The following is a 14,457-nucleotide window of genomic DNA, read 5'->3' on the forward strand; positions in this document are numbered from 1 at the left end:
TCAGAGCAACTTCCCATCAGCGCCGAAGAACGGATGCGGGCCGTCGAAGTCGCCGATCGGCACCTGATGCGTGACCAGATGGCCACCGTCCTCGCCATCTGGAAACCAGACATGCAGGTGGAAAGCTGGCGGCTCGACACGAAACGACGGCGGGCGCAATTCGGCGATATCGAGATCGACCGCGTGGTTCGGCGCCGGGCAAATGGTCGCCGTGGTCCCGGCAAATGTCGCGAGCGTCGCACGATGGACGTGGCCGGCGGCGACGATCCGTATACGGGGATGTTTGCGGACGATGGTAGCGAGCTCATCCGCATTGAACAGGTCCTGCACGTCCATATGGGTGATACCGGTGCGGAACGGCGGATGATGCACGAACAGCAGCGCCGGCCGCTCGCGCGATGATGCCAGCGTGGCATCCAGCCACTCCAGCGTTGCCGCTTCCAGCGTGCCGTGCGGCTTTCCCGGAACATGCGAGTCCAGCAGGATGATATCAAGCGGACCAACCGTCCGCGCCTGATCGAGCGGGCCCGACGACTTGGCATAGGCCCAATCGGGAAATGCCGCGCGCATCATGTCGCGGGCGTCGTGATTGCCGGGCACGCCGATGAAAGGGATCTTGAGCGGCGCCAACAGTCGCCACAGATGCTCGTATTCGCCGGGCGTCGGCGTATCAACGAGATCGCCGGAGATGACGACGAGATCGGACCGCGGATCAAGTGCGTTCAGCTCGGCCACACAGCGCTCCAGCGCCTTGGCCGTATCGACCTTGCCATAGGCCAGCTCGCCCGGCGCCTTGATATGCAGATCGGAGATCTGCGCGATGATGGTAGGCTTGGGCTTCGACATCAATCTTCTTTCGGCAACACGCGAACCGCTTGAGGCGCGACCGACAGGCCGACGCGCTCCCCTGCACGCACATTGATGGTGTTCGGCGCGTCCACCGTCAACGGCTTGTTCGCCGCCCCCGTCACCACGAGGCGCTGGCGATCGCCGATAAAGGCGACGCTTTCGACCGTGCCGCGCAGGAAGGCGTCCGCCTCGGCGACAATTCCGATGGTCTCCGGCCGGATCATCGCCACTGCCGTAGCATTGTCGGCCGCGTCATCGAGCGCCAGCCAGCCCCCGGGGAGCGTCAGTCGGCCGGCCACCACCGGCCCTTCGACGATATTGGCCGCACCGACGAATTCGGCGACGAAACGGTTCTGAGGAGCAAAGTAGATCTCGCGCGGCGTGCCGATCTGCGCGATGGCACCCTTGCGCATGACCACGATGCGGTCGCCGAGCTCCATGGCTTCGGCCTGGTCGTGGGTCACGTAGATCGCGGTGATGCCGAGCGAGCGCAGCAGGCTGTTGAGTTCGCTGCGCAGCCGGTCGCGCAGCGACGCATCAAGCGCCGTCAACGGCTCATCCAGCAGCAGCACGCGCGGGCGCACGGCCACCGCACGCGCCAGCGCGACGCGCTGACGCTGGCCGCCAGACAATTGATCGATCCGGCGGTTTTCGAGCCCGCCGATATTGGTCAGCGCCACCATCTCGGCGATGCGCGCCTGCCGCGCGGCCTTGTCGACACCGCGGATTTTGAGCCCGTAGCCGATATTCTCGGCCACCGTCATGTTGGGAAACAGCGCATAGGACTGGAACACCATGCCGACATGACGCTGCTCGATCGGCACCGCGGTCATGTCGGTCTTGTCGAACAACACACGGCCGCCTGCATCGGGCGTCTCCAGCCCGGCGATGATCCGCAGCATGGTGGTCTTGCCGCAGCCGGAAGGACCGAGCAAAACCAGCGTCTCGCCTGACACGATATCCAGTGAAGCCGGCGCCAGCGCCTGCGTGCCGTCCGGAAAGGTCTTGCCGCAGTTCTCGATATGAACGGCCGCACCGTGGCCCGCAACAGCGCTCATTTCGTTTCGCCCTTCTCGGCAAACATCTGCATCGCCACCAGAAGGGGCACAATCATGATGAAAAAGATCAGTGTGTAGGCCGATGCCACTTCGAGCCGCATCGACGCGTAGCTGTCGGCGAGACCGACCGGCAGCGTCTTGGTGAGCGGCGTGTGCAGCATCCAGGTCAGGTTGAATTCGCCGAGCGACAGCGTCACCACCATCAGCGATCCGGCGAGAATGCCGGGCATGGCGTTCGGCACGATGACATTGCAAAACCGCGTCCATGGCGAGGCGCCGAGCGAGGCAGCGCCCTCGTCCAGTGTCTTGATGTCCACCGAAGCGAACACCGCCATCACCGAGCGCACCATGAAGGGCATCGTAAAGACCACATGGCCTGTGAGGATGAACAGCCACGACTGCCTGAAGCCACCGAAGCCGCCATAAGTCAGCAGCAGCGCCAGCGCGATGGCGAGGCCGGGAATCGCCAGCGGCAGCGTGATGATCTCCTCGATTACGCGCGACAACCTCCCGCCCTTCACGTGTAATCCATAAGCCGCGGGCACGCCGACAACCAGCGTCACCGCCAGGGTCGCGAAGGCGATCAGAAACGACAACCCGATTTCGCCAGCATAGAGGTTCCAGACCTGCACCACCCATTGCAGCGTGACGCCCGACTGGATGCCACGGAAGTAATTGACGGTGACACCGGCGGAAATCGACAGCACAACGGGCACAACGAGAAATGCCGCGACGAGCAGTGTGAAGCCGAGCTGGCCAGCGAAGATCAGGCGATCGCGCATCGGCTCACCCCGCCGCCGCGACAGCGCCGCCGCTCATTGAGCGGGCCAGCGCGAGGATTGCCCAGGCGATCGCACCAAGTCCGATCGACAGCGCCGCCGAGATGGAAAAATTCGCGGCCAGCGTGAACTCTGTGTAGATCAGCATCGGCAGCACATCGATATTGGTCGCAAGCGTAAAGGCAGTGCCGAACGCACCCATCGCCGTCGCGAAGGCAATCGCGCCCGAGGCCACAAAAGCCGGCCCGAGCGCCGGCAGTACCACGTCGCGCTGGACCGCCCACGGGCTCGCACCGAGCGAACGCGCCGCCTCCTCCAATCCGATATCGAGCTTCTGCACCGCGGCCATCACCGTGAGGATCACGCGCGGAATCGAGAAATAGAGATAGCCGAGAAACAGACCGAAGATCGAATAGGCGAATACGACTTTCTCGCCCGTCACCGCGGCGGTGATGGCGCCGATCAGGCCCTGACGTCCTGCAAGGAGAATGATCAGAAAGCCGACCACGACGCCGGGAAATGCCAGCGGAAATGTCAGCATCGCGATCAGCACGGCGCGGCCGGGGAAGCGATGCCGCTGCAGGAATAGGCCGGCGATGGTGGCAATCACCAGCGTAGCGATAGTCGTCGCCGCAGCGAGTACGACCGTATTGATCAGCGTGGCGCGATAGCGCGGTTCTGTAATGATCGCGAGATAGGCGGACACGCCGCGCGATCCACCGGCACCGACGGCGAGCAATTGCGCCATCGGCAAGAGGAAGAAGGCTGCTGTCACCACCACGAGCGGCAACAGGCAGATCCAGATGAAATTACGATGCGACATGAAATTATGGTGCCCCTGCCCCCGCCGGGGCACCATTGTGCATCAACGGACTTCGGCGAGATAGCGGTCGCTGAAGCCTTTCTGCGCCAGCTCCATCTTGCCCCAGTCCACGCTCTTGGCGCGGGCATATTCGCTATCCGGCAGGAACTTGGCCTTCACGGCTTCCGGCAGTTCGATCTTGCGGGCCGGACGGAGGTAGGCGTTGGTCCAGATCGCCTGGCCCTTGTCGGACAGGAGATAGTCCATGACCTTCTTGGCCTTGTCCTTGTGCGGCGCGTTCTTCACCAGACCGACCACATAGGGAAACACGACCGAGCCTTCGCAGGGAATGACGAATTCGAAACTGCCCTTCTCGGAATACTTGGCGCGATAGGCGTTGAAATCATAATCCAACAGGATCGGCATCTCGCCGGAGACGACGCGGGCATAGGACGTCTGCTTCGGCACGATCGCGTCGTTCTTCTTCAGATCCTTGAAGAAGGCGATAGCCGGATCGAAATTCTGGTCCGAACCGCCGAGCGCCAGATTGACCGCAACGGCGCCGACATAGCCGACGGCGGCCGAGGTCGGATCGAGATAGCCGACCATGCCCTTGTAGTCGGGCTTCGCGAGATCCTTCCAGCACTTCGGCACCGGCTTGCCGCCGAGCGCATCCTTGTTGACGAAGAAACCGAGCGTGCCGGAATGGATCGTGGTCCAATAACCCTCAGAGTCCTTCAGACCTGCATCGACCTGATCCCAGCCGGCGGGCTTGTAGGATTCGAGTGCATCCTGCGCCTTGGCCTTCATGCCGAAGGTGACGCCGAAATAGCCGATGTCGCCGACCGGATTGGCCTTCTCGGCCAGGATCTGCGCCAGTGCCTGACCGGAATTCTTGTTGTCGTGCGGCATCTCGATCGAGAGGTCGGTCTTCACCGCCTTGATCATAGAGGCCCAATCGGCCCATTCCGGCGGACAATTGTAGCAGATGACATCCGCAGCACGGGCGGGCTGCGATAGGGCGGCGAGCGCCAGCGCGGACAGAGCAAATACCAAACGGAACGGTTTCACGGCGATCGTCTCCATCCTGACGCAGGCTTTAAGGCCGGCGCATAGAAGTCTGAGGGGAATGCGTGACGCCCCACTATAGGCCGCAGATGAAACTTTTGCGACAAAGCCAACCCGCAGCGCATTTGTGCACCGCAATGACCGTGAAGCCCATCGACAACACCCCGCGGAGGATGTGAAATCGCCCGTCGCCGCTGATATTGGACCGTTGATGTGAAAGAGACGCCCGAACGCGATCGAGGCCTGCTCGGTCTGGTCGAACGACTCATGAGGAGGCCAGGCGATCCCGAACCGATCAGGCCTGAGCCAGACGCGGACACCAGAGACGGTTTCGATCCGGTCGTCGCAGAGGAGAATCCAGCGGCATCGCTGGAGCCGCAACTTGCGGTCGAGAGCACCCGCACGCTTGACCGCTCGGAAATCGCGGATGTGATCCTGCGCGCGCTAAAGGGTATCGATGGCTGTCCGACAGCCGGCTTCGAGGTGGTCGTCTATGGCACGCGCCCGTGGAACGCCATGTTGCGCATCACGCCGGCCGCCGGCGCGGTGTCTGACGCGCGTGCCTGGCGCCAGCGGGTCCAGGACATGGTTCAGCTGTTGCGACATCAATACGAGTTGCGCGAATAGACCGGAGGCCTAGCCTTCCATGCGCACCAGCACGACCTCAAACGGCACGCCGGGGCGTTGCTTGACGACGCCTCTGCAGGACGCCGTCGTGGTCTTGGATGTCCCGACCAGATCAATCTCGACCTCGTCGATGCCGAAGATCGTTGGCTGGCCGTCCGCATGCCGGCGGGTTGCAATCGTCGCCGTGAAAGCATCGCCGTTCTGGATATAGGAACCGCTATAGGCGATCACCGTATCGCCGCCCGACAATCGACCATCAGCGAGCGTGATAATCCCCATGCCTTCCTTCTCGGGAATACGAAACCACGCCGAATAACGACCATCCGGGAGCATGACAAACCTAAACTGTAAGTTGCGGTATAGCCAATTACCACCAACCCATCAGAAAGACGTTAACCAGATCGGTCGCATTGAAACGATCGATCTCGCCTTCCCCAATGTAATGCCGCGCTACTTGCCGCCCCCGATATTGCCGCCCTTGATATGGCCGAGCGAGTTGCTGCCATAGGCAGAATTGCCATGATTGCCGCTCATCGCGGCATTGCCACGAAAGATCGCCGGCCCTCGCATCTGGCCATAGGTCCCATAATATCCGTGGTGCGCCTTGTAGCCGCGATGGACTTTCTTCGCCGACGCCGCCGTCGCCGTGAAACTCGCGATCATCAGTGCAGCTGCCGCCGTCGCCAGAATCTTTTTCATGTTCAACCCTCTGTAACGCCCTGCAGGAAAACGCCGGTCGCTGCGTCTCGTTCCGGCGCAAATCGTTGCAAAAAACGGTCTTACGACGATCTCCGGACATCCCTTCCATCGGTCTGGTAACGCTTTGCTCACCATACAAAATGGGTGGCCCCGACCGCGATCGGTGGTAAGTGGGTGCTGCTTATTGCGCATCAAATAAATTACACCGCGTTCGGACATCATGTTGCTAGATCAGTCCTCCATCTTCGCAGCGATCGGACTCTCGAGCGCGGCGCTCGCGCTCACATTGCTCGCCACCTGGCTCGTCGCGCGATCCGAGACCTATCTGCTGACTTGGTCGATCGGTCTCGCGACCACGGTCGTTGCCGTCATCATCTATGCAGGCTTCGAACAGTATGATTCGAGGCTACAGCTCGCTGCATTCATATTGCTGCTTGTCGGCTTCGGGGTGATCTATGCGGGCACCACGCAATTTTGCTCGAACCAGGCCCATTGGATCCGCGCCGCCCTCGTCACCACTGCAGGGCTCGTTCCGATGATCATCGGCTTTGCGCTTGGTTACACCGGCACCGGCACGATGGCCGCGAATTTTGGCACGGGCCTTCTCGTTGCGCTCTCGGCTGCGCAATATTGGCACGCGCGCGCCGAAGCACCGCTGCTGATGGTCGCAAATGCGCTACTCTATCTCGTCACGGCCGCATCGTTCGTGGCTTGCGGTGCCGAACTTTTGCGTACCGGGCAATTCGTGCTGACCGATCGACCGATGAATTGGGCAGAACAGTTCAATTCACTGATGGTGATCGTCGGTCTGACCGGGATCGGTGCGCTGTCACTGACAATCAACCAGATCCGGACGTCGAACCGGCATAAATCCGATGCCATGACCGATCCTTTGACCGGCCTGCTCAATCGGCGCGCGCTGTTTGGCGAAAAGGTAACGGAGACAGCATCCAACACCGCAATTCTGGTGATGGATCTCGATCACTTCAAGACGATCAACGATCGGTTCGGCCACGCCGCCGGCGACCGCGTGCTGCGGGCCTTTGCTGAAGTGATCTTCTCGAACATTCGCGCCGAAGACGTTGCCGCGCGTCTGGGCGGCGAGGAATTCTGCATTGTCCTAGCCGCGTCGAGCCCAAAAGCGGCGGCCGCTGTCGCCGAGCGCATCCGATCAACGCTGGAGACAAAGACGTTCCCGACTTCCGCCGGTGTTATCCACGCCACGGTCAGCGTGGGAATCGCGATCCGGTCAGCCGAGCCTGAAACACTGCAGGCATTGCTTAGCCGAGCAGATGCTGCGCTTTACCAAGCCAAGGCGGCAGGCCGAAATCGCGTACAGATTTCTGATTTTCATCTGGCCGCCTGAGCCGCGCGACGCCCGGTTCCACGAAAAATTAAGCACTGGCTGGCAGCGTAAGGTTTTTCGGCAGAATGCCCCGATGCCCGGTCAGAAAACCATTGCCATAGAGGCGCTCAATCTGCTGCGCGCCTCAGAACCACGTCCCAACGACAGCCACCTCAAGGCGGCGTCGATCGTCGCTTTTCCGCTCGGCCCCATCGAGGTCGAGCAAATCACGCCGCGGTTCTTCGCCTCCTTCGCCATCGAGAGCCTGCTGCGCTCGATCTGCTATCGCGAAGAACAGTGGTTGATCGAAGCCCGGCACAGCCATGCGATGCGGATGACGCTGAACTGGGTCGAGGCTGAAAGCTGACGACAGAATTACCCCTCGGCCGGAAACGTACCTCGTAGTGACGGCCGCTCCGACACGGTTGCGAACCAGTCGGTCAGGGCCGGCCGCGAGCTGCGCCAGTCGAATGATGCGAAACGGAAATCCAGATAGCCGAGCGCACAGGCGATGGTGAGGCTGCCGACGGTGATGCGGGTGCCAAACACTGCGACGTCGTTTTCCATCTGGTCTAGCGCCGCAGCGATCTTGGTCATCTGACCATCGATCCACTCCGCCGATCTGATCTCGTCGCTACGGCAGGTATTTTCATAGCGCGTGAGCAGCGCCGCATCGAGCAAGCCATCTCCGAGCGCCTGCTCGGTGAGCACCTGCCAGCGCTCGGCGCCGCGCGGAAACAGCGAACCGTGTCCGAGGTCGTCGAGATATTCGCAAATCACCCGGCTGTCGAACAGCAGCGTGCCATCCGCCAGCTTCGCCGCGGGCACCTTGGCCAGCGGGTTGAAACTTGCGATCCGCGCGTCCCGCTTGAGCGGATGCGCGGCGCTGGGCAGCTTCACGATACGATCGGCGATCCCGAGCTCGATCGCACAGGCCATCACCTTGCGCACATAGGGCGATGTCGGCGCGTAGAACAGTTCGATCTTGTCAATCATGGCTTCTGATCCTCCGCGTCGATGGCGGCCAGCGCGGCACGCGCGACTTCGACATCCTGCGCGCCGGTGCCCGACCCGACGCCGACCGCGCCGACGCATTGGCCTGCAATCACGATCGGCAATCCGCCTTCGAGATTGGTAAGCCGCCCCCCGCCCGCGATGGCAAGCTTGATCTCGTCGGCGGGATTGAGACGAGAGGTCGGCTGCCTATGCGATGCGGCCGTGATGGCCTTGGACATCGATGTTTCCCGCGACAGCAATTTGGCGCCGTCCATCCGGACGAAGGCCAGAAGATTGCCGCCGTCATCGACGATCGTGATGTTCTGTGCCACGCCCAACTCTTCCGCCTTGGCGATGGCGCCAGCCAGCGCTTTGAGCGCGCCTTCATGTGTCAGCTTGAGAGAGGGTTTAGTCGTCGCCATGGGACTGCTCCTGTATCGATATGCGGCCCTTACGCTCGACATGGCCGCTCATGACGCAGCGCCTGCCGACAGCAACAGAACTTTGCCGATGTTTTCATTGGCTTCCAGAATGCGATGAGCCTGCGCTGCCTCCCCGAGGGGCAACTCGCGCCAGATCAGCGGCCTCAACTCGCCAGATGCCACCAGCGGCAGCACCTCGGCACGGAGCGCGGCAGCGATTGCGGTCTTCTCCTCGTCGGACTTCGGCCGCAGTGTCGACGACGTCAAATACAATCCCTTCCGCATCACCAGTCCGAGATCGATCGGCACCACGCCGCCTTCCATGAAGGACAGGCTGACGTGCCGTCCGCCGGGTGCCAGCGCATCGAGATTGCGCGCGACATAGGAACCGCCGACGATATCGAGCACGACATCGACGCCCCGCCCGCTTGTGGCGTCGCGCACTGCGACAACGAAGTCGTCGGTACGATAGTTGATGGCGATGGCGCCGAGGGCTTCCACCGCCTCCTTCTTGGCACCGCTGCCGACCGTGACGATTGGCGTCGTGCCGCGGGCGATGGCCATGCGGATAGCAATGGTGCCGATACCACTGGCACCGCCATGCACCAGCACGGTCTCGCCCTTCGACAACCGGCCGCGTTCGAACAGATTGTGCCAGACGGTGAACAGCGCTTCGGGCAATGCCGCCGCCTGCTCCATCGTCAGCCCCTCGGGCACCGCAAGACAATGCGACGCCTTGGCGATGCAATAGCGCGCATAACCGCCGCCCTTCACGAGGGCCATCACCGCCTGCCCCTGCAACGCAGCGTCGCCGCCGACCACGCGGCCAGCGACTTCGAGACCGAGCACGTCAGTGACACCCGGCGGCAGCGGCACGGCACCGCTTCGCTGCATCAGGTCCGGGCGATTGACGCCTGCGGCCGCGACCTCGATCAACACTTCGTCGGGACCGGGCACCGGCACCGGTCGTTCGACTTGGGTCAGAACGTCAGGACCGCCTGCCTGCGTTGCGATGATCGCCTGCATGGTCGACATGATCGTCGACACTTCGTTCTTCATGATACGCGTATCCACTCTTCACTCGGCCGACGCAGCAAATCCGCCAGCCTGTCCATCATCGCGTTCGCAGCCGCGAGTTCGTCGAAGCCGATCCACTCGTCGGCTTTGTGCCCCCGCGCCATATCGCCGGGTCCGCAGACCAGCGTCGGGATCCCCGCCTCTGCGTAGAGGCCGGCCTCGGTGCCGAAGGCGACTGTGGTTGCGGATTGCGTATCGCCTGCCATTCCTGCGACCAGACGCGTCATGGCGGCATCGGCAGCAGTATCGAGCCCGGGATAGGCCGACAGTTCCTCGGAGACGATGTCAGCCTCCGGCGCATTGGCGCGCAACCGATCGCGCTCGCGCGCAACCACCTCATCGACCCGCGCAAGAATCTCGCCCGCGTCACGGCCCGGCATGGTGCGTATCTCGTATTCCAGCACGGCCCGTTCCGGCACCAGATTGACCATACTGCCGCCATGCAGCGAGCCAACGTGAATGGTCGTGTATGGCGGATCGAATGCCGCATCGCCGCCGCGCGCGATTTCTTCATCGGCCAGACCGCGCAGCGCATGCGCGATCGCAACGCCCGCATCGACCGCATTGGCCGCACGATGCGGCATCGCCGAATGACCGGTGCGACCGGTGACGATCAGGCGACGCGCGACCTTGCCCTTGTGCGCGCGAACGACGCGCATCGTAGTTGGCTCACCGATGATGGCGAGTGCTGGTGGTGCAACAGATTGCATCAGCGCGCGCACCAGATCCGGCGCGCCGCGGCATCCGACTTCCTCGTCATAGGAAAACGCAAGATGCACGGGCGCGGCAGTTGCCGCGTCCTTCAACCGCGGCACGCTTGCGAGAACGACGGCGAGAAAGCCCTTCATGTCGGTCGCGCCGCGACCATAGACACGCTGATCGCGGATGACGCCTGCGAATGGCGGCACGGTCCACGCCTGCCCTTCCACCGGCACGACATCCGTATGCGCCGAGAGAACAAGGCCGGAGCGATCTGCCGGACCAATAGTTGCGAGCAACGACGCCTTGCGTCCATCGGGCGACGGCACGCGCCGTGCGGGCACGCCGGACGACGCAAGTATCTTCTCGATATAGGTGATGACATCGAGATTCGAATTCGAACTTATACTTTCAATACTGATCAGCTCGCAAAGTATTTGAGCTATTCTCTCGATCATCTATACTCCAAATACTTTTACGATTGCGGGAGCATCACGATGACCTATTCCATCTCGGCACGTTGTCCGGAGACCGGCGCGTTCGGCATTGCCATCACGTCGTCCTCGATTGCCGTGCCGGCGCGCTGCGCCTGGGTGGGACCTCTGGGTCTCGTGGTGTCGCAGAACGTCACTGACCCGGCACTCGGCCCGGCCGGTCTTGCGCTGCTGCGTCAGGGCCTCGGCGCAGGCGCTGTGCTCGGCAACTTGACGCAAGGGACACCGCAACTGGCGTGGCGGCAGGTGGGTGTGATCGATCGCTACGGTCAGGTGGCGTGGCATTCCGGCGCGCAGGCGCTGCCGATCGTTGGCATTGCGCAGGGCAATGGTTGTCTCGCGATGGGCAATCTGCTGGTCGATGAAAAAGTGCCGCGCGTGATGATCGCGCGGTTCGAGGCGACAGCAGGCCAGCCGCTGGCGGAGCGGCTGATGTCGGCGCTGGAAGCCGGCCTCGATGCCGGCGGCGAGACCGACGACGAACATGCCGCGGGCCTGCATGTTGCCCACATGTTCGATTGGCCGGTGGTCGACCTGCGTGTCGACTGGCACGACGCCCCGATCGGTGAACTCCGCGCGCTGTGGGAGCGCTATCGGCCGCAGCAGAAGGACTATGTCGCGCGCGCGATGAATCCGGGCGCCGCGCCGTCGTTCTAGACGCGACAGCCTCACGCCGCCTCGCCTGGCGGAAACGCCACGATATCGTCGGAGCCGATGGTCAATCCGATCTCGGCTCCGACCGGACATGACAACAGTGCCGCAATGCCGGGCGAACGCAGCAAGATGCGCTCGCGCGCGCTGCCCGGCACCTCGATATAGAGATCGACATGGCCGCCCTGAAACACCTGCGTCGTCACAGTGCCGGGCAGCGATCCCGAAGTGCCGCGCGCCGTGACGGCGAGATGCTCCGGCCGCACAAAGACCTCGACGGCATCGCCGATCGAGAGCGCGGCAATCGGCGCCGCAGGAACTTCGGCACTGATGTCGCCGACCGAGACAACCGCGACATCGCCGCGCTTCTCGACAAGACGCCCGTTGAGGATATTGGCGTCGCCCACGAAGGACGCGACGAAGCGATCCGCCGGACGGCGATAGATATCGTCGGGTGCCGCGATCTGGCGGATGCGCCCGGCCGACATCACCGCGATACGATCCGACATCGACAGCGCCTCACCCTGATCATGCGTCACAAAGATCGTGGTGACGCCGAGCTCGCGCTGGATCTGCTTGAGCTCGACCTGCATCGAGCCGCGAAGATTTTTGTCGAGCGCCGAGAACGGCTCGTCGAGCAGCAGCACCTTCGGCTTGATCACCAGCGCCCGCGCAAGCGCAACGCGCTGCTGCTGGCCGCCGGAAAGTTGTTTAGGCTTGCGATCGGCAAAACCTGTGAGCTTGACCAGCGCCAGCGCTTCGTCGACGCGGCGCGCGATCTCCCTCTTCTCGACGCCGCGGGTCTTCAATCCGTAAGCGACGTTCTTGGCGACGCTCATATGCGGGAACAGCGCATAGTTCTGGAACACGATGCCGATCTCACGCATATGCGCCGGCGTCTCGGTGACCAGATCGCCATCGATGAATATCTCGCCATTGTCGGCTTCGAGGAAGCCGGCAACGAGATTGAGCAGCGTCGTCTTTCCACAGCCGGACGGGCCCAGCAGGGTCATGAACTCGCTCGGCCGGATCTTCAGCCAGGCCTCATGCAGCGCCATGGAATCGCCGAAGCGCTTGGTGACGCCGTCGAGCTGCACCGCCGGGCGGATCTTGTCGCTCGCCGCGGCTGGCGTGGGTGCCGTCATTGGATCAGTGCGCATCAACATTCAGGATTTTCCCGAGGCCCAGGAAGGAATTGGCGATCGTGAGCAAAGTCGCCGTCACGACGATGTAGATGACCGACAGCGCGGCCAGCGTGGGGTCCGCGAATTCGCGGACATAATTATACATGGCGACCGGCAGCGTCTGCGTGGCCTGGCTGCTGACGAACAAAGTCGCCGTGAATTCGTTGAAGGACAGGATCGCGGCGAACAGCCAGCCGCTCAGCAGGCCTGGAATCAGCAGCGGGATCGTCACCGTGAACAGGATCCGCAGCGGCGTGGCACCGAGACTGGACGCGGCCAGTTCCAGGCGCGTGTCGAGATTTTCCAGTGAGATGTAAGTACTGCGCATCACGAAGGGCAGCACCATCACCACATGGGCGAAGATCACGAGCGGAAAGCCGCGGCCGATCCCCGTCTGCGAGGCAAGGATGAGAATGCCAAGGCCGACGGTGTAATGCGGGATGATCAGCGGCGACAGCAGAATGCCTTCGAGAAAATCCCTGAGTGCGAATTTGTAGCGGTGAATCGCGAAAGCGAAGGCTGAACCAACAACCACCGCGATGCTCGATGCCCACACCGTCACGGTCAGGCCATTCCAGAATCCCCTGGCGAAATCGGCATAAGAGAAGGCGCGGTAGAACCAGCGCAGCGACCAGGACTGCGGCGGAAACTGCAGGATCGCACGGTCGTTGAAGGCCGAGATTGCAACGACAACGCCGGGCAGCAGCACGAAGAGGAGAATGGCGGCAACGAGGACGCGGCCCGACCAGCGCAGCGCAAGGGTTGCAGGTGAGCGTCTCATGTCGTGCCCGCCATACGTTCGAGCGGACTCGCGGCTTTCTTCAGCAGCGCGATCACGGCCAGCGACAATGCGAGGCCAATGATGGAGAGGCTGGCGGCGAAAGGAAAATTGAACGACGAGAAGCCGAGCTGATAGATCAGCGTCGATACGGTGGCGACACGGCCGCCACCGATCAGTTGCGGCGTCGCAAAGGCGCTGAAGGTCCAGGCAAAGGCGGTCGAGAAGCCGGCAACGATGCCGGGCATCGACAGCGGCAGCGTGATGGTCATGAAGATGCGGATCGGACCCGCGCCGAGACTTTCAGCGGCCTTCTCGTAATTGCGGTCGATATGCGACAGCGCGGCGGCCAGCATGATGACCATGATCGGCATGGTCACATGCACCAGCGCCGCTATCACACCACCCGAGGTGAACATCATGCGTAACGGGCGATCCACCAGGCCGAGCTTGAGCAGCAGCGTGTTCAGGAAGCCGTTATTGCCAAGCACGATCATCCAGGAATAGGTCCGCACCACCTCGCCGAGAAACAGCGGCGTGACCGACACGATCAGGATGAAGGAGCGCAACGCAGAGCTGTTGGTGCGCGTCAACGCATAGGCTAGCGGATAGGCAAGAAGCAGCGTGAACACCGCCGTCTCGAAACAGATCAGCACCGTATTCCAGAATGCCAGGGCGTAAAGCGGCCGCAGCATGGCTTCGAAATTGGCCCAGGTGAACCCGCCGACTTCGAGCGTTCCGGGAATATAGGCCCGCACGCTGTACTGAAAGACAGCCAGCATCGCCGCGATCAGGCCCACAGCAACGAGGCCGGCCGGCGAGACAAACCATCCCAGAAATGGACGTGTGTTCATGGACAAACTCGAGGTGGGCGAACGTGACGTCATGGACCGCGATCCGGCGGTATCAGCCGGATCGCGGCTAGAACT

At 62.5% G+C, this 14,457-nt stretch carries 18 protein-coding genes; 4 read left to right on the top strand and 14 right to left on the bottom strand.

Features of this window, described 5'->3' with window-relative positions; translation table 11 throughout:
* The 5 genes from SFY93_RS22805 to SFY93_RS22825 are packed head-to-tail and all read right to left on the bottom strand — an operon-like array spanning position 1 to position 4,559.
* Positions 1-846, bottom strand: a complete 846-nt coding sequence (locus SFY93_RS22805) for a phosphodiesterase (RefSeq protein ID WP_320444705.1) — start codon at positions 844-846, stop codon at positions 1-3.
* Positions 846-1,907 (bottom strand): ABC transporter ATP-binding protein, encoded by a 1,062-nt coding sequence (locus tag SFY93_RS22810; RefSeq protein ID WP_320444706.1) that lies wholly within the window; start codon positions 1,905-1,907, stop codon positions 846-848. Before SFY93_RS22810 ends, SFY93_RS22805 begins: the two co-directional genes overlap by 1 nt.
* Positions 1,904-2,689, bottom strand: a complete 786-nt coding sequence (locus tag SFY93_RS22815) for an ABC transporter permease (protein WP_320444707.1) — start codon at positions 2,687-2,689, stop codon at positions 1,904-1,906. The genes SFY93_RS22810 and SFY93_RS22815 overlap by 4 nt, the downstream gene beginning before the upstream one ends.
* 4 nt (positions 2,690-2,693) lie before the next feature.
* Positions 2,694-3,509 (bottom strand): ABC transporter permease, encoded by an 816-nt coding sequence (locus tag SFY93_RS22820; protein ID WP_320444708.1) that lies wholly within the window; start codon positions 3,507-3,509, stop codon positions 2,694-2,696.
* Positions 3,510-3,551: 42 nt separating this feature from the next.
* On the bottom strand, positions 3,552-4,559 hold the full coding sequence (locus SFY93_RS22825) for an ABC transporter substrate-binding protein (RefSeq protein ID WP_320444709.1): 1,008 nt from the start codon (positions 4,557-4,559) through the stop codon (positions 3,552-3,554).
* Positions 4,560-4,769: 210 nt separating this feature from the next.
* Here SFY93_RS22825 and SFY93_RS22830 point away from each other — a divergent pair, with 210 nt between their 5' ends.
* Positions 4,770-5,183, top strand: coding sequence for a hypothetical protein (locus SFY93_RS22830; RefSeq protein WP_184517955.1), 414 nt, complete (start codon positions 4,770-4,772; stop codon positions 5,181-5,183).
* Positions 5,184-5,192: 9 nt separating this feature from the next.
* Here the strand turns inward: SFY93_RS22830 and SFY93_RS22835 are convergent, their stop codons facing one another.
* Together SFY93_RS22835 and SFY93_RS22840 are read right to left on the bottom strand one after the other, a co-directional pair.
* Entirely contained in the window at positions 5,193-5,462 is a 270-nt protein-coding gene (locus tag SFY93_RS22835; RefSeq protein ID WP_231080251.1) for a hypothetical protein, read from the bottom strand.
* Positions 5,463-5,633: 171 nt separating this feature from the next.
* Entirely contained in the window at positions 5,634-5,882 is a 249-nt protein-coding gene (locus SFY93_RS22840; RefSeq protein WP_184517958.1) for a hypothetical protein, read from the bottom strand.
* A gap of 220 nt (positions 5,883-6,102) precedes the next feature.
* On the opposite strand from SFY93_RS22840, the gene SFY93_RS22845 reads away from it, so the two are divergent.
* Both SFY93_RS22845 and SFY93_RS22850 read left to right on the top strand, forming a co-directional pair.
* The gene (locus tag SFY93_RS22845; protein WP_320444710.1) at positions 6,103-7,248 is read left to right on the top strand and encodes a GGDEF domain-containing protein; all 1,146 of its coding nucleotides are present in this window, start codon (positions 6,103-6,105) and stop codon (positions 7,246-7,248) included.
* 73 nt (positions 7,249-7,321) lie between these two features.
* Positions 7,322-7,594 (top strand): hypothetical protein, encoded by a 273-nt coding sequence (locus SFY93_RS22850; protein WP_320444711.1) that lies wholly within the window; start codon positions 7,322-7,324, stop codon positions 7,592-7,594.
* Between the two features lie 8 nt (positions 7,595-7,602).
* Here SFY93_RS22850 and SFY93_RS22855 read toward each other — a convergent pair whose 3' ends face one another.
* Genes SFY93_RS22855 through argE form a run of 4 tightly spaced genes read right to left on the bottom strand, consistent with a single transcriptional unit; the run spans position 7,603 to position 10,879 of the window.
* The gene (locus SFY93_RS22855; protein WP_320447828.1) at positions 7,603-8,211 is read right to left on the bottom strand and encodes a glutathione S-transferase; all 609 of its coding nucleotides are present in this window, start codon (positions 8,209-8,211) and stop codon (positions 7,603-7,605) included.
* An 8-nt stretch (positions 8,212-8,219) separates the two neighbouring features.
* Positions 8,220-8,645: a GlcG/HbpS family heme-binding protein gene (locus tag SFY93_RS22860; RefSeq protein ID WP_320444712.1), complete on the bottom strand. Its 426-nt coding sequence runs from the start codon at positions 8,643-8,645 to the stop codon at positions 8,220-8,222.
* Between the two features lie 48 nt (positions 8,646-8,693).
* On the bottom strand, positions 8,694-9,704 hold the full coding sequence (locus SFY93_RS22865; protein WP_320444713.1) for an NAD(P)H-quinone oxidoreductase: 1,011 nt from the start codon (positions 9,702-9,704) through the stop codon (positions 8,694-8,696).
* Positions 9,701-10,879, bottom strand: coding sequence for an acetylornithine deacetylase (gene argE, locus SFY93_RS22870; protein WP_320444714.1), 1,179 nt, complete (start codon positions 10,877-10,879; stop codon positions 9,701-9,703). The genes SFY93_RS22865 and argE overlap by 4 nt, the downstream gene beginning before the upstream one ends.
* A 39-nt stretch (positions 10,880-10,918) precedes the next feature.
* Here argE and SFY93_RS22875 point away from each other — a divergent pair, with 39 nt between their 5' ends.
* Positions 10,919-11,572, top strand: a complete 654-nt coding sequence (locus SFY93_RS22875) for a DUF1028 domain-containing protein (protein ID WP_320444715.1) — start codon at positions 10,919-10,921, stop codon at positions 11,570-11,572.
* 11 nt (positions 11,573-11,583) lie between these two features.
* On the opposite strand, the gene SFY93_RS22880 is transcribed toward SFY93_RS22875, so the two are convergent.
* The 3 genes from SFY93_RS22880 to SFY93_RS22890 are packed head-to-tail and all read right to left on the bottom strand — an operon-like array spanning position 11,584 to position 14,382.
* On the bottom strand, positions 11,584-12,732 hold the full coding sequence (locus tag SFY93_RS22880) for an ABC transporter ATP-binding protein (RefSeq protein ID WP_320444716.1): 1,149 nt from the start codon (positions 12,730-12,732) through the stop codon (positions 11,584-11,586).
* Complete coding sequence (locus tag SFY93_RS22885) at positions 12,716-13,531, bottom strand: ABC transporter permease (RefSeq protein WP_320444717.1); 816 nt, start codon at positions 13,529-13,531, stop codon at positions 12,716-12,718. Before SFY93_RS22885 ends, SFY93_RS22880 begins: the two co-directional genes overlap by 17 nt.
* Entirely contained in the window at positions 13,528-14,382 is an 855-nt protein-coding gene (locus SFY93_RS22890) for an ABC transporter permease (protein WP_093762116.1), read from the bottom strand. The genes SFY93_RS22885 and SFY93_RS22890 overlap by 4 nt, the downstream gene beginning before the upstream one ends.
* Positions 14,383-14,457 lie beyond the last annotated feature (75 nt).

Source organism: Tardiphaga sp. 42S5 (genome assembly GCF_034044155.1).
GTDB lineage: Bacteria > Pseudomonadota > Alphaproteobacteria > Rhizobiales > Xanthobacteraceae > Tardiphaga > Tardiphaga robiniae.